The sequence below is a fragment of the Roseovarius halophilus (ex Wu et al. 2025) genome (assembly GCF_047086965.1).
This window is the reverse complement of record NZ_JBKOTX010000102.1, coordinates 1-20,236: the sequence shown is the minus strand read 5'-3', so window position 1 is coordinate 20,236 and position 20,236 is coordinate 1. Positions and strand designations below refer to the sequence as shown.

Annotated in this window: 18 protein-coding genes, 1 tRNA gene and 5 pseudogenes; 17 read left to right on the top strand and 7 right to left on the bottom strand. The window is 66.6% G+C overall.

What is annotated here, in order from left to right:
- Both ACH107_RS18935 and istA read right to left on the bottom strand, forming a co-directional pair.
- A partial coding sequence (locus ACH107_RS18935) for an ATP-binding protein (protein ID WP_412507149.1) occupies positions 1-423 on the bottom strand: 423 nt, incomplete at its 3' end.
- 17 nt (positions 424-440) lie between these two features.
- Complete coding sequence (gene istA / locus ACH107_RS18930) at positions 441-1,976, bottom strand: IS21 family transposase (RefSeq protein ID WP_412507148.1); 1,536 nt, start codon at positions 1,974-1,976, stop codon at positions 441-443.
- A gap of 147 nt (positions 1,977-2,123) precedes the next feature.
- Here istA and ACH107_RS18925 point away from each other — a divergent pair.
- Positions 2,124-3,047: pseudogene (locus ACH107_RS18925) on the top strand (terminase gpA endonuclease subunit); the annotation flags it as partial.
- A 3-nt stretch (positions 3,048-3,050) separates the two neighbouring features.
- Here ACH107_RS18925 and ACH107_RS18920 read toward each other — a convergent pair.
- Positions 3,051-3,341, bottom strand: coding sequence for a helix-turn-helix domain-containing protein (locus tag ACH107_RS18920; RefSeq protein WP_412507147.1), 291 nt, complete (start codon positions 3,339-3,341; stop codon positions 3,051-3,053).
- A complete protein-coding gene (locus ACH107_RS18915; protein WP_412507146.1) occupies positions 3,338-3,679 on the bottom strand; it encodes a type II toxin-antitoxin system RelE/ParE family toxin in 342 nt (113 codons plus the stop codon). Before ACH107_RS18915 ends, ACH107_RS18920 begins: the two co-directional genes overlap by 4 nt.
- Before the next feature lie 56 nt (positions 3,680-3,735).
- On the opposite strand from ACH107_RS18915, the gene ACH107_RS18910 reads away from it, so the two are divergent.
- The 5 genes and pseudogenes from ACH107_RS18910 (at position 3,736) to ACH107_RS18890 (ending at position 5,633) form a co-directional block, all read left to right on the top strand.
- On the top strand, positions 3,736-3,951 hold the full coding sequence (locus tag ACH107_RS18910) for a phage head-tail joining protein (protein WP_310702650.1): 216 nt from the start codon (positions 3,736-3,738) through the stop codon (positions 3,949-3,951).
- Positions 3,952-3,954: 3 nt separating this feature from the next.
- Positions 3,955-4,425: a phage portal protein gene (locus ACH107_RS18905; protein ID WP_412507145.1), complete on the top strand. Its 471-nt coding sequence runs from the start codon at positions 3,955-3,957 to the stop codon at positions 4,423-4,425.
- Between the two features lie 174 nt (positions 4,426-4,599).
- Positions 4,600-4,779: pseudogene (locus ACH107_RS18900) on the top strand (phage BR0599 family protein); the annotation flags it as partial.
- Positions 4,776-5,138 (top strand): annotated as a pseudogene (locus ACH107_RS18895) (hypothetical protein); the annotation flags it as partial. The pseudogenes ACH107_RS18900 and ACH107_RS18895, both read left to right, overlap by 4 nt.
- A gap of 138 nt (positions 5,139-5,276) precedes the next feature.
- Positions 5,277-5,633, top strand: coding sequence for a DUF2793 domain-containing protein (locus ACH107_RS18890; protein ID WP_412507144.1), 357 nt, complete (start codon positions 5,277-5,279; stop codon positions 5,631-5,633).
- Positions 5,634-5,773: 140 nt separating this feature from the next.
- Here the strand turns inward: ACH107_RS18890 and ACH107_RS18885 are convergent, their stop codons facing one another.
- Entirely contained in the window at positions 5,774-9,400 is a 3,627-nt protein-coding gene (locus ACH107_RS18885; RefSeq protein WP_412507143.1) for a hydantoinase B/oxoprolinase family protein, read from the bottom strand.
- 134 nt (positions 9,401-9,534) lie between these two features.
- Here ACH107_RS18885 and ACH107_RS18880 point away from each other — a divergent pair, with 134 nt between their 5' ends.
- From ACH107_RS18880 to ACH107_RS18860, 5 genes are all read left to right on the top strand, one after another.
- The gene (locus ACH107_RS18880) at positions 9,535-10,515 is read left to right on the top strand and encodes a TRAP transporter substrate-binding protein (RefSeq protein WP_412507142.1); all 981 of its coding nucleotides are present in this window, start codon (positions 9,535-9,537) and stop codon (positions 10,513-10,515) included.
- Between the two features lie 55 nt (positions 10,516-10,570).
- Positions 10,571-11,122, top strand: a complete 552-nt coding sequence (locus ACH107_RS18875; RefSeq protein ID WP_310692085.1) for a TRAP transporter small permease — start codon at positions 10,571-10,573, stop codon at positions 11,120-11,122.
- A complete protein-coding gene (locus ACH107_RS18870) occupies positions 11,122-12,426 on the top strand; it encodes a TRAP transporter large permease (protein ID WP_412507141.1) in 1,305 nt (434 codons plus the stop codon). Before ACH107_RS18875 ends, ACH107_RS18870 begins: the two co-directional genes overlap by 1 nt.
- A 7-nt stretch (positions 12,427-12,433) precedes the next feature.
- Positions 12,434-12,958 (top strand): winged helix DNA-binding protein, encoded by a 525-nt coding sequence (locus ACH107_RS18865; RefSeq protein ID WP_310692087.1) that lies wholly within the window; start codon positions 12,434-12,436, stop codon positions 12,956-12,958.
- Positions 12,959-13,047: 89 nt separating this feature from the next.
- Positions 13,048-13,872: a hypothetical protein gene (locus ACH107_RS18860; RefSeq protein ID WP_412507140.1), complete on the top strand. Its 825-nt coding sequence runs from the start codon at positions 13,048-13,050 to the stop codon at positions 13,870-13,872.
- A 254-nt stretch (positions 13,873-14,126) separates the two neighbouring features.
- On the opposite strand, the pseudogene ACH107_RS18855 reads toward ACH107_RS18860, so the two are convergent.
- A pseudogene (locus ACH107_RS18855) lies at positions 14,127-14,793 on the bottom strand (IS3 family transposase); the annotation flags it as partial.
- 375 nt (positions 14,794-15,168) lie between these two features.
- Positions 15,169-15,258: transfer RNA gene (locus ACH107_RS18850), tRNA-Ser, on the bottom strand.
- Between the two features lie 153 nt (positions 15,259-15,411).
- Here ACH107_RS18850 and ACH107_RS18845 point away from each other — a divergent pair.
- The 6 genes and pseudogenes from ACH107_RS18845 to proB all read left to right on the top strand — a co-directional run.
- Positions 15,412-16,254: a DUF2059 domain-containing protein gene (locus ACH107_RS18845; protein WP_412507139.1), complete on the top strand. Its 843-nt coding sequence runs from the start codon at positions 15,412-15,414 to the stop codon at positions 16,252-16,254.
- A gap of 250 nt (positions 16,255-16,504) precedes the next feature.
- The gene (locus ACH107_RS18840; protein ID WP_412507138.1) at positions 16,505-17,155 is read left to right on the top strand and encodes a 50S ribosomal protein L21; all 651 of its coding nucleotides are present in this window, start codon (positions 16,505-16,507) and stop codon (positions 17,153-17,155) included.
- Positions 17,156-17,177: 22 nt separating this feature from the next.
- Positions 17,178-17,447: a 50S ribosomal protein L27 gene (gene rpmA, locus ACH107_RS18835; protein WP_310691857.1), complete on the top strand. Its 270-nt coding sequence runs from the start codon at positions 17,178-17,180 to the stop codon at positions 17,445-17,447.
- A gap of 140 nt (positions 17,448-17,587) precedes the next feature.
- Positions 17,588-18,145 (top strand): GNAT family N-acetyltransferase, encoded by a 558-nt coding sequence (locus ACH107_RS18830; RefSeq protein ID WP_412507137.1) that lies wholly within the window; start codon positions 17,588-17,590, stop codon positions 18,143-18,145.
- Between the two features lie 140 nt (positions 18,146-18,285).
- The gene (obgE, locus tag ACH107_RS18825; protein ID WP_412507136.1) at positions 18,286-19,326 is read left to right on the top strand and encodes a GTPase ObgE; all 1,041 of its coding nucleotides are present in this window, start codon (positions 18,286-18,288) and stop codon (positions 19,324-19,326) included.
- A pseudogene (proB, locus tag ACH107_RS18820) lies at positions 19,314-20,138 on the top strand (glutamate 5-kinase); the annotation flags it as partial. The gene obgE and the pseudogene proB, both read left to right, overlap by 13 nt.
- Positions 20,139-20,236 lie beyond the last annotated feature (98 nt).

Genomic DNA, 20,236 nt, shown 5'->3' with positions numbered 1-20,236 from the left:
GCCGAACAGGCGCGGCATGCGGAAGTAGAGGGTGACCTTGCCCTGCCGACAGGCCTCATGGCCCAGGGCGCAAGCCAGCCAGGATTTCCCGACCCCGCATGGTCCGGTGATCAGGATGCTGCGGTGTCTGGTGATCCAGGCGCCATCCTGGAGGCTTCGGAACAGCGCGCGGTCCAGCTGGCGCGCGGCGCGATAATCGACGTCTTCCATGCAGGCACCGCTCTCGCGCAGTTTCGCCGCCCGCAGACGCGTCTGAAAGCGTCGGCTGTCACGGGCAGCACTTTCGCGGTCGAGCATCAGGCCGATCCATTCGACCGGATCCATCTGCCGGCTGCCCTCGCGGGCCAGCAACTCGGCAAAGACCTCGGCCATGCCGTCGAGCTTGAGCGCGCACAGCGCCTCGTGGGTGGGATGTGTAAGCATTCGGTGTCTCCTTTGGTTCAGTGGAAATATCGCGCGCCGCGGATATTCGCGTGGGCGATGGTGGGGGCGTCCGGCGCCACCTCTATGGGCTGGTTCTCCAGGCGGTTCTTCAGGATGGAGGTGACGGATTTGAGCGAGCAGGCATTGAGCGCCAGGGCCCGGGCGCAGGCCGCGTCCAGTCTCTCGGAACCAGAGCCGCGTTTCAGCTTGAGAATACCGACACAGGCGCGGATGCCCTGTTCCGGCCTGGGCTTGTTGCGCAGGATGACCTCGACGAGCGTGACCACGTTCGGTCCGACCTTTTGAGCATCGGCCTGAACTTTCTCTTCAGTCATACCGGCATAATGGCGGTGCTTGGCGGGCATATGCGCCATCACCGTCGTTTCGCGCCCATCCTCGGGACCCGCGCGCGTGTGGCTGGCAACACGTTTGCCGCCCCGAAACGCCTCGATGGTGCTGGCCGTGATCCGCACCCAAAGAGCCGCTCGCGCAAGGTCATAGGGGACTGAGTAGTAATGGTCATCGATGCGGATGTGGTAATCGGCGCCAACGGTGACCTTCTGCCAATCGGCATGAACATGGCGTGTCGGGGGCAGCGGGATCAGGGCGGGTTTGTCCAGTTGCTCGAAGAGCTGCTGGCGCGAGGCGCCAAGATGACGGCTGACGCGGGCATTCAGCCGTGTCAGGTCTTCGCGAATGGCCGCGTTCAACTCTTCCAGCGAAAAGAACACCCGATTGCGCAGCCGCGCGACAATCCAGCGCTGGACCAGCAGCACCCCGCCTTCCGCCTTCGATTTGTCCTTCGGCTTGTAAGGGCGTGCTGGCAGGATCGCCGTGTGATAATGCCGCGCGAGATCGGTATAGCTGCGGTTGACGCCCGGCTCATGGAAGCACGCCCGCACCACCGCCGATTTGAGATTGTCCGAAACGATCAATGCCGGCGCACCGCCGAAGAACTCGAACGCGCGGACATGCGCGCCAATCCAATCCGGCAGCGTCTGGCTATAACTGGCCTCGGCGTAGGTGTAATTCGACGCGCCCAACACCGCGACGAACAACTCGACGGGACGACGCGTGCCAGTGACGGGATCCGTCACCTCCATGCGCACGCCGGAATAGTCGACGAACAGCTTCTCACCCGCGACATGACGCTGGCGCATGGAGGGTGACAACCGCTTCACCCACGCTCGGTAATGCTGGCACCAGGCGGAATATCCATACCCGTCATTAGGATGACATGCGCGATATTCCTCCCAAAGCAGGCGCAGGGTCACCCCAGAGCGCTTCAACTCACGATTGACCTCTGCCCAGTCCGGTTCCACGAACAGAGGGGCTTCCGAGCCGGCCACCTGTCGGAAAAGCTGTCGCTCGAGAGCGATCTCATCGAGATCTTGAACATCCGGCCACGACAGCCCCGCCGCAGAGGCACGCTGAAGGTAATTCTGCGTCGACGTCCGCCCCAGCCTCAGACTGTCGGCAATCCTGCGCGTCGAATACCCTGACGCGCGCAGTCGTAAAACATCCTTGATCTTGCGCATTGGCAACCTTTCCATCTCGCTCTCCTGCTTCCTCAATGGGCCGCAGAATAGGCAGGTTCAGATCGCCTCGCAGGTATGTCTCAAGGGGTGGCCACATGCCGTGGAACCGGTGGCCACATCATCGTGGAATCCGTGGCCACATGCGCGTGGAATACTCAGTTCCGCAACACGGTGCTCGGCGAGACATGGGTCGAGACCGGCGAGGCGCCCGACTGGCAGCGGCTGGCGGATCGCCGCGAGGCATGCAAGGCGGGCACCGTGCCGGACAAGGGGCTGTTCCTGACCGCTGGCGCGGATGTGCAGAAGGACTGGATCGAGATTGACGTCTGGGCCTGGGGCCGCAGGCTGGAAAGCTGGCTGGTCGATCATGTCGTGATCGAGGGCGGGCCCGGCGACCCCGCCTGCTGGCAGCAGCTGACGGAGCTGTTGGGGCGGACATGGCGACATGAGAGCGGTGAGCACCTGACCATCGCGCGGCTCGCGATCGACACGGGGTTCGAGACCAGCGCGGTCTATGGCTGGGCGCGGCAGGTCGGCTTCGCGCAGGTCGCACCGGTGAAGGGGCTTGAGGGGTTCAACCGGGCAAGCCCGGTGACGGGCCCGACCTTTGTGGACGCGACTGTCGGCGGCAAACGCCTGCGCCGCGGGGCGCGGCTGTGGTCCGTGGCGACTTCAACTTTCAAAGCCGAGACCTACCGCTTCCTACGGCAGGATCGGCCGACCGCGGAAGAGGTCACGGCCGGTGCACCGTTTCCGCCGGGAACGGTCCACTTGCCGTCCTGGGCCGATGCTGAATGGCTCAAGCAACTGACAGCTGAGCAGCTTGTGACGGTCAAGGCCAAGCGCGGCTTCGCCAAGCTCGAATGGCAAAAACTGCGCGAGCGCAACGAGGCGCTGGACTGCCGGGTCTATGCCCGCGCCGCCGCCTGGATTGCGGGCACCGACCGCTGGTCGGAGGCGCGCTGGCAGGAGCTGGAACGCCAGCTTGTCGTCGAAGTCAAGCCCGAGGCGGGTGAGGTGCTGGCGAAATCCCTGCCGCGGCCATCAGCGCGGCGGCGAACGGTGCGCTCAAGATACATGGGGTGAGGCTCAGCCCGCCAGTGTGCGTTGAACTATGCTTGGATCCTTGTCGATCAGGGCAAGCAGGACACGGGCTGGCCCCTCCGGCGAACGCCGGCGATGTTCCCAGTTCAGAAGCGTGGATTTCTTCACGCCAATGCTACGGGCAAACTCGGCCTGCGAGAGTCCGGTCCGGGCGCGAATGGCCTGAACATCCGCGTCGGGGATATTGATTTCGTGGACCGTGAGCGCCCCTTCGCCTTGGGCATGGGCGATGGCCTCCTTGAGGCCCTGTTCGATGCTCTTGAATGCGTCGCTCATCTTGCGCTCCTGTAGCTCTCGGCCAGCTGTTTGCCGAGGGATTTGACTGCTTCCGTCTCTGCCCGGGTCAGATTGGCCTTCTCGTTCTTGGCAAAGACGGCGATCAGAAAGACCGGCATGTCATCGTCGCCGGCGTAGAAGTGAATGACACGATACCCGCCACTCTTGCCGCCGCCCGCGCGTGCGAACCGGACCTTGCGGACGCCACCGCCAAGCGAGACCCCGGCTGTGGGGTTGCGGGCGATGTAATCGATCAGAGCCATGCGCTCGTCGTCGCTCATGATGGCACGGGCGCGGCGTTGGAACTCTGGCGTCTCGGCGACAGTCACGATGGTCATACTGTCATGTATGCGCCAATGGCGCATATGTCAACGACGCACCGATGGGCGTGCCCATGTCCGATCCCGCAACACTCCGCACCCGCCGCGACGCGCTCTCGGCGCAGCGGTCCTCGGGCGTGGCGCGGGTGAGCTATGATGGCAAGACCGTGGAGTATCGCAGCGTGGCGGAGATCGACCGGGCGATAGAGGCGCTGGACCGTGAGATCGCGGCGGCGGAGGGGCGTAGGATCGTCCGGCAACTGCGCGTGACGACCACGAAGGGGCTGTGATCCATGGGCTGTTCGACCGGTTTCGCCGCTCCAACAGGGGCGGCCCCGCCGGCGCGCGCGCGGCTGGAGGGCGCGATGTCCCGGCGGCGTCTGCGCGGCTGGAACCCGCCGCTGGAAAACGTCAACGCGCTGGTCGCCTCGGGCGGCCCAAAACTGCTGGCGCGGGCGCGGGAACTGGTCGTCACCAACGGCTATGCCGCCAATGCCTGCGAGGCGTTCGCCGCGAACGCGCTGACGACAAAGATGCGCCTGCGCGATGCGCTGCGCCACATCCTGCTCGGCGGGCTGATCGCGACCGGGATGGGTAGCCTCTCGATGGCCATCATCGCGGCGTGGCTGCGGCTGCCGCCCGAGGTGATCCCGGCCGGGAGAGCCGCGGGGTCCGCCGCTTACCTCGTCGGCGTGTTCGGTCCGGCCTTCATCGAGGTCGTCCTCGCCCGGCTGCGCGCCGCCAAGGGGCGCAAGGATGACTGAGCTTCTCCGCCTTGCCCGCGCGCTGCGCAGCGAGTGCGAGGACCCCCGCACGCGGTTCGCGCACCGGATTCGCCTCGGCCTGGCCATTGCGGCCCTGATCCTGCCTTTCGGTTCTGGAGTAATCCCATGCAGATGCCCCCGCGCGCCACCGGTTCGAGCGCGGGGGCAGACGGGCGCGCCATCGCCGAGAGCGACGCCTTCACCATCCGCGCCGGCTGCGACAAGCGGATCGAGACCTGCGGTGCGAAGTTCGCCAACACCACGAGCTTCCGCGGCTTCCCGCATATTCCGGGGCAGGACACGATCCTGCGCTACGCCTCGCCCGACGGCGGGCATGACGGGGGTGTGCTGTGACAGCGCCACGCCCCGCTGCCGATCCCGCCAGCGTCATCTCCATCGCGCGGTCCTGGCTCGGCAAGCCGTACCATGACCAAGCGAGCCTCCGCGGCGTCGGCTGCGACTGCCTCCGGCTGGCCCGGGGCGTCTGGCGCGAGGTCGTCGGACCCGAGCCGTTTCCGATCCCGCCCTACAGCCGGGATTGGGGCTTGGTAGCCGGTCCCGAAGGGATCAATCGCTCCAGGGAACCGATTGAAGGCGGAGAAGGCCCGGCAGGGCAGACCGGCCCGATAGGGCTGGTGGAAGGCGCGCGTGCCGTGATGATCGAGGTATGGCCCACCGAGGGCGGGCCCGGCGCGCTGGTGCTGTTCCGCATGTGCTCGATCCGGCTGGTGTCGCGAGCCTAAATCATGACGGGCGCTCCAGCCCGCTGCGGCTCCTCTCCACCGCCGATGCGGATGCCCGCGGCGTCGAGGCGGTCCGCCAGGACCGGGAGGCCTACGACCTGCCGCCTGGTGCGCCGCGGCCCTCGACGCTCTCGCAAGCGGCTGTTCTCGGTCGCGCATCTCCTGCTGCCCTACATCCTGGCGGCGCAGGCCCAGAAGCATGTCACCCACAACGAGGCGCTGCGGATCCTCGACGGGCGCGTGCAACTCTCTGTCCTCGACCGGGATCCGACAGCGCCGCCCGGTTCTCCGGCCGATGGCGACCGTTACATCGTCGGCTCGGGCGCGACCGGCGACTGGGTGGGCTGGGACCTGAACGTGGCGCTCTGGACCGATGGCGTCTGGCTGCGCCTGCCGCCGCGCCCCGGCCGGCGGGCGTGGGTCGAGGCCGAGGTCCTGCTGCTGGTCTACGACGGCGCAGGCTGAACTCCTCGCGCTCTGCCGGCGTCAGGCCGTCACGATCCCCGTCCTCGACGACCTGCCTGTTGATCCAATCGGGCAACTTGGCGTAGCTGCTTGCGAACTTGTCCGCGATTGACACGATCACCTGGGATCGCGAGGTGTTATCACTCCTTGCCGTAGCCGCCCGCCGTCGGGGTCACGACGACAACCGCGTCGCCGGCGCTCATCGGCACTTGGTCGGCGGCGCGCAGTGTTTCGATGCTGCCGTCGGCGCGGTGAACCTCTGTTCGGCCGACGCGGCCGGCACCGCCGCCATCCAGGCCCTGCGGTGGCCGATCGCGGTGCGAGGACAGGATCGCCAGGTCCATGTCCTCGAGAAAACGGATGCGCCGGGTCGTCCCGTCCCCCGCCGGGAACGCACCGCCCCCGCCGGAGTTTTCATCGACCTTGAAGCTCTCCAGCAGGACCGGATAGCGGGCTTCCAGCACTTCGGGATCGGTCAGGCGCGAATTCGTCATGTGCACGTGGACCGCCGACGTGCCCGCAAAGCCGGTGCCGTCGTTCCAAACCCCTGCCGGGCTGCCCGAGCAGAGAGTCTCGTAGTATTGATGGCGTTCATTTCCGAAGGTCAGGTTGTTCATCGTGCCCTGGCTGTTGGCGATGGCACCAAGCGCGTCGAAGAGAGCGTTGGTCACGTGCTGGCTGGTCTCGACGTTGCCGGCGACCACCGCCGCCGGGTAGCGCGGTGCCAGCATGGAGCCTTCGGGAATGATGATTTTCACCGGGCGCAGGCAGCCCGCGTTCATCGGGATTGCCGCTTCGACCATCACGCGAAACACGTAGAGCACCGCCGCGCGCGTCACCGGCTCGGGCGCGTTGAAGTTGTTCTGTTGCGCCTCGGACGTGCCGGTGAAATCCACGACCGCCGCGCCGGCATCGCGGTCCACGGTGATCTTTACGCGGATCGTCTGGCCGGTGTCGGTGGGGTATTCGTATTCGCCGTCGGAAAGCCGCCCGATCACGCGCGACACCTCGGCGGCCGCGTTGTCCTGCACATGGCGCATGTAGGCCTGCACCACCTCCAGCCCGAACTGGTCGATCATCGCGAGCAGCTCGGCCGTGCCGCGGGCATTGGCCGCGACCTGCGCCTTGAGATCGGCGATGTTCTGCTCCGGGTTGCGCGCCGGATAGGGATGGTCTGTCAGCACGCGGCGGATCTCGTCCTCGCGAAAGCGACCTTCGGAGACGAGCAGGACGTTGTCGAAGAGCACGCCTTCCTCGTCCACGTTGGTGGCGCGGGGCGTCATCGAGCCGGGGGCGATACCGCCCACGTCCGCATGGTGCCCGCGCGAGGCGACCCAGAAGAGGATGTTGGCCTCGGCCGAATCGAAGACCGGCGTGACCACGGTGATGTCGGGCAGGTGGGTGCCGCCGTTATAGGGCGCGTTGAGGGCGAACACGTCACCGGGGCGCACATTGCCTTCGTTGTGGCGAATGATCGTCTCCACGCTGCGGTCCATGGAACCCAGATGCACCGGCATGTGCGGGGCATTGGCCACGAGCGCGCCGTCGGCATCGAAGACAGCGCAGGAGAAATCCAGCCGCTCCTTGATGTTGACCGAGCGGGACGTCTTTTGCAGGGCGACGCCCATCTGCTCTGCGATATTCATGAAAAGGTTGTTGAACACCTCCAGCAGGACCGGATCGGCCTGCGTGCCGATCGCCCCAGCGCGGCTGGCTGCCTCGCGGCGCGTCATCATCACGTGGTCGCGCGCGGTGACCTGCGCCTGCCAGCCCGGTTCCACGACGATGGTCTGGTTCGGCTCTATGATCAGGGCAGGCCCCTCGACGGTCTGCCCCGGCGCGATCGCCTCTCGGCGGATCACGGCGGCGTCGTGGCGCTTGCCACCCGAATGGATCGGCATGGTGGCCTCCGCTTCGGGCGCGCCGTCGCGTGTCTCGGCCCGCGCCTCCGGGTCGGCTGCCGCCTCGCCTGCGCGGCCTTCGATCTCGGCGGCCTCGATGACCAGTTCCGCGTCCGGGTCGGTAAAGCCGAACTCGGTCTTGTGCGCGGCCTCGAACGCGGCGCGGGCGCGGCTCACATCGCCATTCCAGAGGACCGGCAGCGCGGTGTCGGTCCCGGTATAGCGCAGGTGCAGGCGTGCGACCATCTCGGCCTCGTCCTCGGCCACCCCTTGCGCAGCCAGCGCCGCCGCCACGTCGGCGCGCAATTCGCTCAGGGCGGTGTCGATCCCGGGTACGGCGTCTTGTGAAAGCCCGGTCTCCATGCCCCGCTGCCGCGCCTCGGTCACGCGGGCCAGCCCGATGCCGTAGGCCGACAACAGGCCCGAAAGCGGGTGGATGAGCACCTTGGTCATGCCAAGCGCGTCGGCCACCAGGCAGGCATGCTGCCCGCCCGCCCCGCCAAAGGCGTTGAGAAGGTAGCGGGTCACGTCATAGCCGCGCTGCACGCTGATCTTCTTGATGGCATTGGCCATGTTCTCGACCGCGATGCGCAGGAAGCCTTCGGCCACCTCTTCGGCGGTCTTGCCGTCGCGCGCGGCGATCTCGGCAAAGGCGGCGGCCACGGCGTCGCGATCCAGGGGTTCGTCCTGCGCGGGGCCGAAGATCGGCGGGAAGAAATCCGGTTGCAGCTTGCCCAGCATCACGTTCGCGTCTGTCACCGTCAGCGGCCCGCCACGGCGGTAGCAGGCAGGTCCCGGATCGGCCCCCGCGCTGTCGGGGCCGACGCGGAACCGCCCCGTCTCTGCGTGAAGGATCGACCCGCCACCGGCAGCGACGGTGTGGACCTGCAGCATGGGCGCGCGCATCCGCACGCCTGCGACCTCGGTCTCGAAGGCCCGCTCGAATTCGCCGTCGAAATGCGCCACGTCGGTCGAGGTGCCGCCCATATCGAAGCCGATCACCCGGTCCTCGCCCGCGATCTGTCCGGTGCGCGCCATACCGACCACGCCGCCCGCGGGCCCGGAGAGGATTGCGTCGCGGCCCTTGAAACGGTCGGCAGCCGTCAGCCCGCCTGACGACATCATGAATTGCAATGTCGGACCCTCCGCGTCGGGCGGGGTCGCACCCAGTGCGTTCGCCACCTGTTCGACGTAACGCGACAGGATCGGCGTCAGGTAGGCATCGACCACGGTCGTGTCTCCGCGGCCCACCAGCTTGATCAGGGGGGACACCTCGTGGCTGACCGACACCTGCGTGAAACCGATGTCGCGCGCGGCCTCGGCCAACAGCGTTTCATGCTCCGGCGCACGCCAGGCATGCATCAGGACGATGCTCACCGCCTCGATCCCCGCGTCACGTGCGTCTCGCATCGCAGCGCGGGCCGAAGCGAGGTCGAGCGCCGTTTCCACGGTGCCGTCGGCGCGCACGCGTTCGTCGATCTCTGCGACCCGGTCGTAGAGGAGTTCGGGCAGCACGATCTGTTTGGCAAAGATATCAGGGCGCGCCTGATAGCCGATGCGCAGGGCATCGCGGAACCCCTTGGTGATCAGCAGAAGTGTCCGGTCGCCCTTGCGTTCGAGCAGCGCGTTGGTCGCGACCGTCGTGCCCATGCGCACCGTGCCGACTCGCGTCGGCGGGATGGCGCCGGGGGCGACGTCGAGAAAGCGGCGGATGCCCTCGATGGCGGCGTCGTCATAGGCCCCGGGATTCTCTGACAGAAGCTTCATGGCATCGACAGACCCGTCGGGCGCGCGTGCAATCACATCGGTGAAGGTGCCGCCACGGTCGATCCAGAAATCCCACCGCCCCGCCTTTTCATTAAGCATCCGTCACACCCTCATTCATGATTTGTTGTTAAAACGTTGACAAATTATCGACACCCCGTCAACTTCATAGCATCCGAACCATGGGTGGCGGCCTGGGTTCAGGACACAGCCGCCCGTAGACCAGGGAGACGACCATGACCTTCACCGCCTTTCGCGGCCTCGCGGCCGTGCTTGCCACTTCGGCCCTTGCCTTGCCTGCCGCAGCGCAAAACTGGGACATGCCGACACCCTATGGCGACAGCGTGTTCCACACGCAGAACATCACGCAATTCGCCGCAGATGTGGAAGAGACGACCGATCTCGACATCACCGTCCATTCTGCCGGCTCGCTTTACGGGCATCCCGAGATCAAGGACTCTGTCCGTCGCGGCCTTGCGCCCATGGGCGAGGTGCTCATGAGCCGGCTCGCCAACGAGGACCCGATCTTTGCCGTCGATTCGATCCCGTTCCTGGCATCGAGCTACGACGAAGCCCGCGCGCTGTGGGACGCCTCGCGCCCCATGGTCGAGGAGAAGCTGGCCGCCCAGGGGCTGACGCTGCTTTTCGCCGTGCCATGGCCGGGCCAGTCGCTCTATAGCCAGGACCCGATCGAGAGCGCCTCGGACCTCGAGGGGGCGTCGTTCCGGGCCTACAACGCCGCGACAGAGCGTCTGGCGCAGCTGATGGGCGCGGTGCCGACGCAGATTGAAACAGGCGACATCCCGACCGCCTTCAGCACCGGCCGGGTTGACGCGATGATCACCTCCCCCTCGACCGGCGTGTCGAGCCAGGCTTGGGATTTCACCTCGCACTACACCGACACGCAGGCGTGGCTGCCCAAGAACATGGTGTTCGTCAACACCCAGGCCTTCGAGGCGCTGGACGACGCCACGCAAGAGGCGATCATGAGTGCCGCCGCCGAGGCCGAGACCCGCGGCTGGGAGATGTCGATGGCCGAGACCGAATCCGGCATCGCGACGCTGGAGGAAAACGGCATGACCGTGTCGCAGCCCTCTGACACGCTGTCCGACCGGCTGGCCGAGATCGGTCAGACGATGACCGACGAATGGCTCGAGGAGGCCGGCGAAGAGGGCACCGAGGTCATCGAGGCCTACGAGGCCGCGTCGGGCATGTGATCTGCGGGCGGGGCCGGCAGGCCCCGCCACTCGTTTCTGCTGAAAGGGTCTGCCGATGCGCCGCCTGCTGGACCGTGTCTACGACGTCGCGCTGTGGTTGGCCGCGATCACCTTCGCGATGATCGCCGTGCTGGTGCTGGGGCAGATCCTGGGACGGTTGACGGACCGGGTCGCACGGCTTCTGGAACTCCCGCCCCCCGGGCTGACGATCCCGTCCCTGGCCGAATTCGGTTCCTTCCTGTTCACCGGCGCGGTGTTCCTGGGCCTTGCCGGAACTCTGCAGGCGGGCAGCCATGTCCGCGTGAAACTTCTGATCCGATCGCTGCCAGAGGCCGCGACCCGCTGGCTGGGCGCCTGCGTCTGTCTGGCGGCCGCCGCGCTGGCCGTGTTCGCCACCTATTCCAGCGCGCTGCAGGTGGTCGACAGCATCCGCTTCGGCTCGGTCAGCTATGGCGTGATCCCGATCCCCTTGGCGGTTCCGCAGGGTGTGATGACCTTCGGCCTGGGCCTGTTCGCGGTGGCGCTGATCGACAGCGCCGTCACCCTGGCCCGCGGCGGCGAGCCGGGTTTTGGCTCCGCCGAACGCAACACCGAGGAGGGCCAGTGATGGAGATCGCCACCCTTGCCCCGATCCTGCTGGTGGTCCTGTTCGGCGCGCTGGCGCTCGGCCTCTGGGTCGGCTTCGCGCTGATCTTGGTGGGGCTGACGGCGATGGTGCTGGCCGCCCCGGCGCCGCCGGAACTGGTCTTTGCCACCAAGGTCTGGGGCGGGCTGTCGGTCTGGGGGCTGGTGGCGCTGCCGATGTTCATCTGGATGGGCGAGATCCTCGTGCGCTCGCGCCTGTCGTCGGACATGTTTTCCGGCCTCGCGCCCTTCACCGCACGGCTGCCGGGCAAGCTGCTCCATGTAAACGTGCTGGCCTGCGGACTGTTCGCCGCCGTCTCGGGATCGTCCGCGGCGACGACCGCCACCATCGGACGCATGTCGCTGCCCGAGCTCAAAACGCGCGGCTACGACGAGCGCATGGCCATCGGCAGCCTCGCCGGCGCGGGCACCTTCGGCTTCCTGATCCCGCCGTCGATCATCCTGATCGTCTACGGGGCTGCGACCGAGCAATCCATCGCGCGCCTGTTTCTCGCCGGCGTTGTGCCCGGCGCGATGCTGGCGGGGCTGTTTATCGGCTGGATCATGATCTGGTCGCTGACGCACCCCGACGCGCTGCCCGAGGTGGAGCCGCCCGTCGACCGGCGCGAGGCGCTGCGCGCGATGGCGCGCCTGCTGCCCGTCGTGGGCTTGATCGTGGCGGTGATCGGGTCGATCTACCTCGGCGTCGCGAGCCCGACCGAGGCCGCGGTGATCGGCGTCACCGGCGCCATCGTGCTGGCCGGCGCCACCGGCGCGCTGTCTTGGCACGGTCTCGCAGACAGCCTGCGCGCGGCGACCATCACCACCTGCATGATCGCCTTCATCCTGGCCGGGGCCTCGTTCCTGACGGTCGCGATGGGCTACACCGGCATCCCGCGGGAACTGGCGCGCATGATCGGCGAGCTGGGCCTGAGCCAATATCACCTGCTGGCGATGCTGGTGCTCTTTTTCATCGTTATGGGGATGTTCCTCGACGGCATTTCCATCGTCGTGCTGACGGTGTCGATCTTTCTGCCGATGGTGACGGCCGCCGGCATCGATCCGATCTGGTTCGGCATCTTCCTTGTCCTGGTGGTTGAGATGAGCCAGATCACCCCGCCGGTCGGCTTCAACTTGTTCGTGATCCAGACCATCACCGGGCGCGACATCTTCGCGGTGGCGAAATACGCCCTGCCGTTCTTCCTGCTGCTGGTGCTGGCGACCGCGATCCTGTCGGTATTCCCCCAAATCGCCCTATGGCTTCCATCCACCATGATGTCACGATGAGCGCGCCATGACGAAGGACCATCATACGAATATCGGGCCGGTCGTTAGCTCTGCCCATCTCGCGCAATCGGATCTGCCCGAACTGTCCGAGGTCGAGTATGCCCTGACCCTGTCGAACCATGCCTTTCAGCGCTGGATCGTCCGGTGCATGGACGCGGCCGGAGAGCCCGGCATGGCCCCGCTGGAGGTGCTGATCCTGCACCAGGTCAACCATCGCGATCGCGAGAAGACGCTGGCCGATATCCGGCTTGTCCTGCATATCGAGGACACGCACCTGATCACCTATGCCGTGCGCAAGCTGTCCGAACGCGGGCTTGTGTCCACGGCCCGCAAGGTCAAGGAAAAGACGGTCGGCATCACCGACGAAGGCCGGGCGTTGTGCGGCCGCTACCGCGACGTACGCGAGGCGCTGCTTGTGGACCTGGCAAAAGAGCTGGGCTTCCAACCCGAAGACATGTCGCGCCTCGCGGCGCTGCTCAGGGCGCTGTCGGGCAGCTACGACCAGGCTGCCCGGGCGGCGACGACGGTTTGACACCGCTTGCCGCGCTTGCCGCGTGGGGCCGATGGCTTCTGGTGGCGGGGTTGCTTGTGGGGATTGCGATGCCGACCTTGGCGCGGGCGATGGCACCGGCCATCGTACCTTTCATCGTCGTCATGCTGTGCCTGGCGGCGCTGCGCGAAGGGCCTGTTGCGGCGCTACCGCGCCGTGGCGCGCTGCCGCGGACCGTTCTGGCCGTCGCGCTGCTTCAGTGCGGGTTGCCGCTGGTTGCGGCCGGGGGGGTCTGGGCACTTGGGTGGATCGATCACCCGCTGGCGATCGCCGCCGTACTGGCTATGTCCGCGTCTCCCATTACAGGCTCGCCGGGTCTTGCGGCAATGTCCGGGGCGAATGTCGGCGCGTCACTGCGGCAACTTTCGCTGGGCACCGCGCTTTTGCCGTTCACGGCGGCGCCGGTCTTCGCGGTTCTTCCGCTCTTTTCCGACGTACCCGCCCTTCTGGGTGCGGTCGCGCGGTTGTTGCTGATCGTTGTTCTGGCGAGCGGTATCGCCCACGGGCTACGCCGCTCCTTTCCAATTCTGTGTGAGGCGCGGGTGCGCCCGGCGCTCGACGGGGCCATGGCGCTGGCAATGGCCCTTGTGGTGATTGGCCTCATGTCTGCAATCGGGCCGGCGCTGCTGGCCTCACCCGGCATTGTGGCCGTAACGCTGGCCTTTGCGGGAGGGCTCTACCTGCTGCAAAGCATCGGTGCGTGGATCGCCACGCGCCACGCGCTTCCGGTCAGCGAAGCGCACGCGATCACCATCGCAGCTGGCAACCGCAACCTGGCACTTTTTCTCACCGCGGTCCCCGAAGACGTGTTCGCCCCGCTGATGATTTTTGTCGGTTGTTATCAGATACCAATGTACCTCACCCCTTTCCTCGTCGCGCGCCTGCGCGGCGCGTAACAGATGCATGGTGGCACCTGCCTGGCATCCGGGACTTGCGCTGCTCCGCCATCACGATCCTTATCTTCTTTTCAGCCGAATACTGTTTGCGCGTCTTGCGCTTGAATCCTTTCACCTGCATGTCGGCCGCGCCCTTGGATGCTCCGGCCTTCTTGTTCATTTTCGCTCCCAAATGGGTGCGATGGGTAAGAAATCTGAACCGCCCCAGGTTTCCGAGAGGCTTTCTTGTTCAAAACCTGCGCGGCGTTTTCAAGGGTGTTCATCTGTTCGTAGAACGCCTCCTCCACTTCCGGCGGCGGCCGATGCCCGATGGCGCTGTGTAGCCGCTCGTTGTTATACCAGCTTACCCATTGCAGGGTCTCCCACTCGACCTGGGCCATGGATTTCCAAGGCTCGAGGAGGTTGATGACCTCGGTCTTGAACAGGCCGATTATGCTCTCGGTCAGCGCGTTGTCATAGCTGTTGCCCACGCTGCCCACCGAGGTGTCGCTGCCGGCATCAGCCAGGCGCTCGGTGTAGCGGATGGACAGGTACTGGCTGCCGCGGTCGGAGTGATGGATCAGGCCACCGCCCTCGGCCGGGCATCGTTGGCAGATGGCCTGGTTCAACGCATCGAGAACAAAGCCGGTGGTCATCGATGTTGAGACGCGCCAGCCCACGATTTTGCGCGCGAAGACATCGATGACGAAGGCGACGTAGACCATCCCCGCCCATGTCGACACATAGGTGAAATCCCATACCCAGAGCTGGTCGGGCATGGTCGCCACGAACTGCCGGTTGACCTTGTCATCGGGGGCAAGGCTGCGCTGGATCGGGGATGGTTGTCTTCTTCTGGCCGCGCACAACCCCTTGTAATCCTTGAAGGTGCATGAGCTGCTCCACGGTGCAACGCGCGATGTCGTGCCCGTCACGCTGAAGCTGATGGTGAGCCATCGCGTCGCCCCGCGCCGGACACGCCCCCCAACCAACCCACCAACCCGAAGGGCTCCGGACACACGTCCGGAGCCCCCGCGACAGGGCCGCAGGCCCTGCGCGCGCACGATTGAAAAACCCGGAGACCACACATCCAACCCCCGCCGCGCCCAAAGGCGGCGGGACAACCAGGATCATCACATACCAAAAACGGGAGGCCCCCCAGGACACATCCGGCCCGAAACGCCCGCTGACTCGATCCCCTCGATACGCTAGGCTCCGACCACGCGGTACAGCTCAAGCGCCAAAATGTACCGCGTTTCGTACCTTGACGATCCAGCTCAACAGAAAGTCGACCGATATGAGGAGTTTGCACAAAAGATGTGGCGGAGAGACAGGGATTCGAACCCTGGGACCCCGTGAAGGGTCAACGGTTTTCGAGACCGCCCCGTTCGACCACTCCGGCACCTCTCCGCGGGGGTCTGGTCCGGCGGGATAATCCGGTGGTGCGGGCTGTGCAACCCCTTTCCTGACAATCGCGTCATGTCGATGGTGTTTGACGTGCCTTGCCTTGGAATGCGCGGGGCTGTGCCCTATCAACGCGCTGTATCGAAAATGGAGTTTGCCATGCCGCGCTGCCGTCGTCCTGCCGCCCTGCCTGCCATTGTGTTTGCGCTTCTGGCCGTCGTTGCGACGCCAATGGCGGCACAGGAGCGGGACGCAGCGGCGCTTTTCGAGCGGATGAAGCTGCCGCAGATGATCGCCGTGATGCAGCAAGAGGGGCTGGACTACGGCGAGACCCTCGCCCGGGACATGCTGGGCGGCAGTCCAAGCCGCGACTGGACCTCCACCGTGGCCGGCATCTACGAGACCGACCGCATGGTCGAGAACATCCGGCAGGATTTCGTGGCCGGGCTGGAGGGGGCCGATCTTGAGGCGCTGCACGCCTTCTACCGCTCCGATCTGGGCCGCGAGGTGGTTGCCCTCGAACTGAGCGCGCGCGAGGCCCTGCTGGACGAGGATGTCGAGGAGGCCGCGCGCGAACGGGCCGCCCTCGCCATGGCCGACGAGACCCCGCGCTATCGCCTGGCCGCGCGTTTCGTGCAGGCCAACGACCTGATCGAGCGCAACGTCATGGGCGCGATGAACGCGAATTATGCCTTCCTCCTGGGCCTGTCCGAGGGCGGCGCCCTGGGCGGCGACATGAGCGAGGACGGCATCCTTTCGGATGTCTGGGCGCAGGAGCCCGAGATCCGCACCAGCACGACCGAATGGGTCTATGGCTTCACGCTGCTGGCCTACCAGCCGCTGGACGAGGCCGACCTGAGGGCCTATGCCGACTTCGCCGAAACCGGGCCGGGCCAGCGGATCAACCGGGTGCTGTTCGACGCCTTTGACGGTGAATTCGAGGACATCAGCCGGGCCCTGGGGCGCGCGGTGGCGCGGACGATGGCTGCGCGTGATCTGTAGAGCCGGGCCGGGGTGCGTGATGCACGCTGACCGTCCGGCTGGTGCAGCAGCGGCGGCCGAGAGGCGCGAGGGCTTGGCAGGCTCTTGACTGCGGCGTGTCGCTGGTGCATAGCCGCTCGACCGGTGCAGGGCGCACCGGTTTCGCATTTGAACAGAGACCCCGCACGGGGCGCTGTCCGAGGTGGGCGCAAGGCCCGCAACACCCGCACGGGCGGGGGCCACAGGGCGCGGAAGCAAAAGGAAGAGACGCATGTTCGCGGTTATGAAGACCGGCGGCAAGCAGTATCGGGTCACCTCGGGTGACGTTCTGCGTGTCGAGAAGATCGCCGCCGAAGCCGGCGAGACGGTTCAGTTCAACGATGTCCTGATGGTTGACGGCACCGTCGGCACCCCGACGGTCGCGGGCGCCGGGGTCCAGGCCGAGGTGATCGACCAGATCAAGGGCCCCAAGACGATCAAGTTCGTCAAGCGCCGCCGCAAGCACGGCTCGCAGCGCACGCGCGGGCATCGTCAGCAGCTGACGCTGGTGCGCATCACGGATATCCTGGAAAAGGGAGCCGAGACCTCGGGCGTCAAGGCCGCTCTGGGTGGTGCGGGCGTCGTGGCCAACGCCGCGTCCAAGGCTGCCAAGCCCGCCAAGAAAGCCGCGCCGAAGAAGACGGCCGAGACAGCCCCTGCGTCAGCCCCCGAGGGTGACACCGCGGCAAGCGACGACCTCAAGAAGCTGTCCGGCGTGGGCCCCGCCCTGGAGAAGAAGTTGAACGCCGCCGGCGTGACAACCTTCGCCCAGATCGCGGCGTGGACCGAGGCCGACATTGCTGATATGGATGACAAGCTGAGCTTCAAGGGCCGGATCGAGCGTGAAGGCTGGGTGAATCAGGCCAAGGACATGGTCAAGTAAGAGACCGAGAGGAGAGACACGGATGGCACACAAGAAAGCAGGCGGTTCATCCCGCAACGGTCGCGACTCTGCCGGTCGCCGCCTTGGCATCAAGAAATATGGCGGCGAGACCGTCATTCCCGGCAACATCATCGCGCGCCAGCGGGGCAACAAATGGTGGCCCGGTCAGGGCGTCGGCCAAGGCAAGGATCACACGATCTTCGCCACGGTCGAGGGCAATGTGACCTTTCACAAGGGTCTGAAGGGGCGCACCTTCATTTCCGTACAGCCCGCGGCGGAGGCCGCCGAATAAGCCGGACCCGACAGGTTTCAAAACATTTGAAAGGGATCGGCGAAACCGCCGATCCCTTTTTCGTTCAGGCGGCTTGCGCTCCGGTCCGGTCGCCGCCATTTCTTGAAATTGCCCCCCGGGCTTTCGGAGGAGGAAAGCCGATGATAATCGACAAGCACTTGCCCCAGGGGCCCGACAGGGCCGCCGAGATCGCCAGTGAGCGGTTTTTACTGCGCCCCATGCGGCGCTCGGATACCGGCCTGATCGAGCTTTATGCCGGGGATGAACGGGTGGCACGCATGACCCGCGACATTCCCCATCCGCTGCCCCCCGGCACCGTCGAGTCGCTGCTGCGTACCGCCGTCGATCCCGAGCATTCGGTGGATGTCTGGGTGATTGACGGCGCCCGGCTGGGCCATGCCGAGGTCATGGGTATCCTCAAGCTGGAACGCATGGACCGGCAACAATCCGAAATCCGCTTCTGGGTCGCGCCTGCCTTCTGGAACGCTGGCATCGCCACGGCAGCGGTCGAGGCGCTGCTGGCGGCCAATCCCCACGGGGCCACGCAGGTCTTTGCCGAGGTCTTCCAGGACAATCCCGGCTCGGCCCGGGTTCTGACCAACGCGGGCTTTGACTACCTGGGTGATGCCGAGGCCTTTTGCGTGGCGCGCGGCGCGATCGTGCGCACCTGGACCTACAGCCGGCGGATGGGGGCGTGACGCCTGCGGCTGGTCCCGGCGCGCGGGCGATCGGTCGACCCAACGCCGCGCCGCCCGGGCCGTTGACACGGCCTACCCCTTGAGCGGCCCGGGGCAATGCCGTATCCCGCGCACCTGAATGCCCGAAAGGCCCCTGCTTCATGAAATTTCTCGATCTCGCCAAGGTCAACATCCGCTCTGGCAGCGGGGGCAACGGCTGCATCAGCTTCCGGCGCGAGAAGTATATCGAATACGGCGGCCCCGATGGCGGCGATGGCGGCAAGGGCGGCTCGGTCGCGGCCGAGGCCGTCGAGGGGCTCAACACCCTGATCGACTTCCGCTACCAACAGCATTTCTTTGCCCGCAACGGCCAGGGCGGCATGGGGCGCCAGCGCACCGGCGCCGATGGCGAGGACATCGTGTTGCGCCTGCCCGTGGGCGCCGAGATCCTGGACGAGGACCAGGAGACGGTGCTGGCGGACCTTACCGAAGTGGGCCAGCGGGTGGTTCTGGCCAAGGGCGGCAACGGCGGCTGGGGCAACCTGCGCTTCACCACCTCGACCAACCGGGCCCCACGGCGTGCGAATCCGGGCCAGGACGGGGTCGAGCGGGTCATCTGGCTGCGTCTGAAACTGATCGCGGACGTCGGCCTTCTGGGCCTGCCCAATGCGGGCAAATCGACCTTCCTTGCCGCCACCTCGAACGCGCGGCCCAAGGTGGCCGACTATCCCTTCACCACGCTCGTGCCGAACCTCGGCGTCGTTGGCGTGGACGGGGTGGAATTCGTGGTGGCCGATATCCCCGGCCTGATCGCGGGCGCACACGAGGGGCGCGGGCTGGGCGACCGCTTTCTTGGCCATGTGGAGCGTTGCGCGGTGCTGCTGCACCTGATCGACGGCACCTCGGGCGACCCGGTGGGCGATTACCGCACCATCATCGACGAGCTCGAGGCCTATGCCGGCGCGCTGGGGGACAAGCCGCGGGTGACCGTGCTCAACAAGATCGACACGCTGGACCCCGAGGAACGCGCCTTCCTTGCCGAGGAGATCGCGGCAGGCACCGGGGCACAGGTGCTGCAGATGTCCGGCGCGACGGGCGAGGGGGTCACGGAGGTCCTGCGCGCCCTGCGCGCGCAGATCGACTCGGACCGTCTGCGGCGCAAGCAAGACGAGCAAGAGGACGAGGACAGGTGGCACCCCTGAGCGAGGCCAAGCGCGTTGTCGTCAAGATCGGCTCGGCCCTGCTGGTGGACCGGGCCAGCGGCACGCTGCGCGCGGGCTGGCTCGAGGCGCTGGCGCAGGACGTGGCCTGGCTCAAGGGGCTGGGCGCGGATGTCGTGATGGTCTCCTCGGGCTCCATCGCGCTGGGGCGCGGGGTGCTGGGCCTCGGCCCAGGGGCGCTCACGCTGGAACAGTCGCAGGCGGCCGCCGCTGTGGGCCAGATCCGCCTGGCCCGCGCCTATGAAGAGGCGCTGGCCCCGCATGGAATCACCACCGCGCAGGTGCTTGTCACGCTAGAGGACACCCAGAACCGCCGCCGCTTTCTCAACTCGCGCGCCACGCTGGAAACCCTGCTGTCCATGGGGGCCGTGCCCATCGTCAACGAGAACGACACCGTGGCCACCGATGAAATCCGCTACGGCGACAACGACCGGCTGGCCGCGCGGGTGGCGATGACCGTTCTGGCCGACCAGCTGATCCTGCTGTCGGATGTCGACGGGCTCTATTCCGGCAACCCGCAGACCGACCCCGGCGCGCGGCGGTTCGACCTGATCGAGGAGATCACACCCGAGATCGAGGCCATGGCGGGCGACGCCGGGTCGGGCCTGTCCAAGGGCGGCATGAAGACCAAGCTTTCGGCGGCCAAGACGGCCATGGCCTCGGGCTGTGCCATGGCGATCACCGAAGGATCGAAACTGCGGCCCCTGCGGGCGCTGGCCGAGGGGGCCCCGGCCACCTGGTTCCCCCCGCAGCAGGACCGGCATGTCGCCCGCAAGGGCTGGATCGCGGCGATGAACTGTCCCGCGCGTTGGGGCTGGCCGAGCAGCGCAACGCCGACCTGACCGATCGCGTGGGGGAGTTGCGGAGCACGTTGGGCGATGCGCGGGAGCGA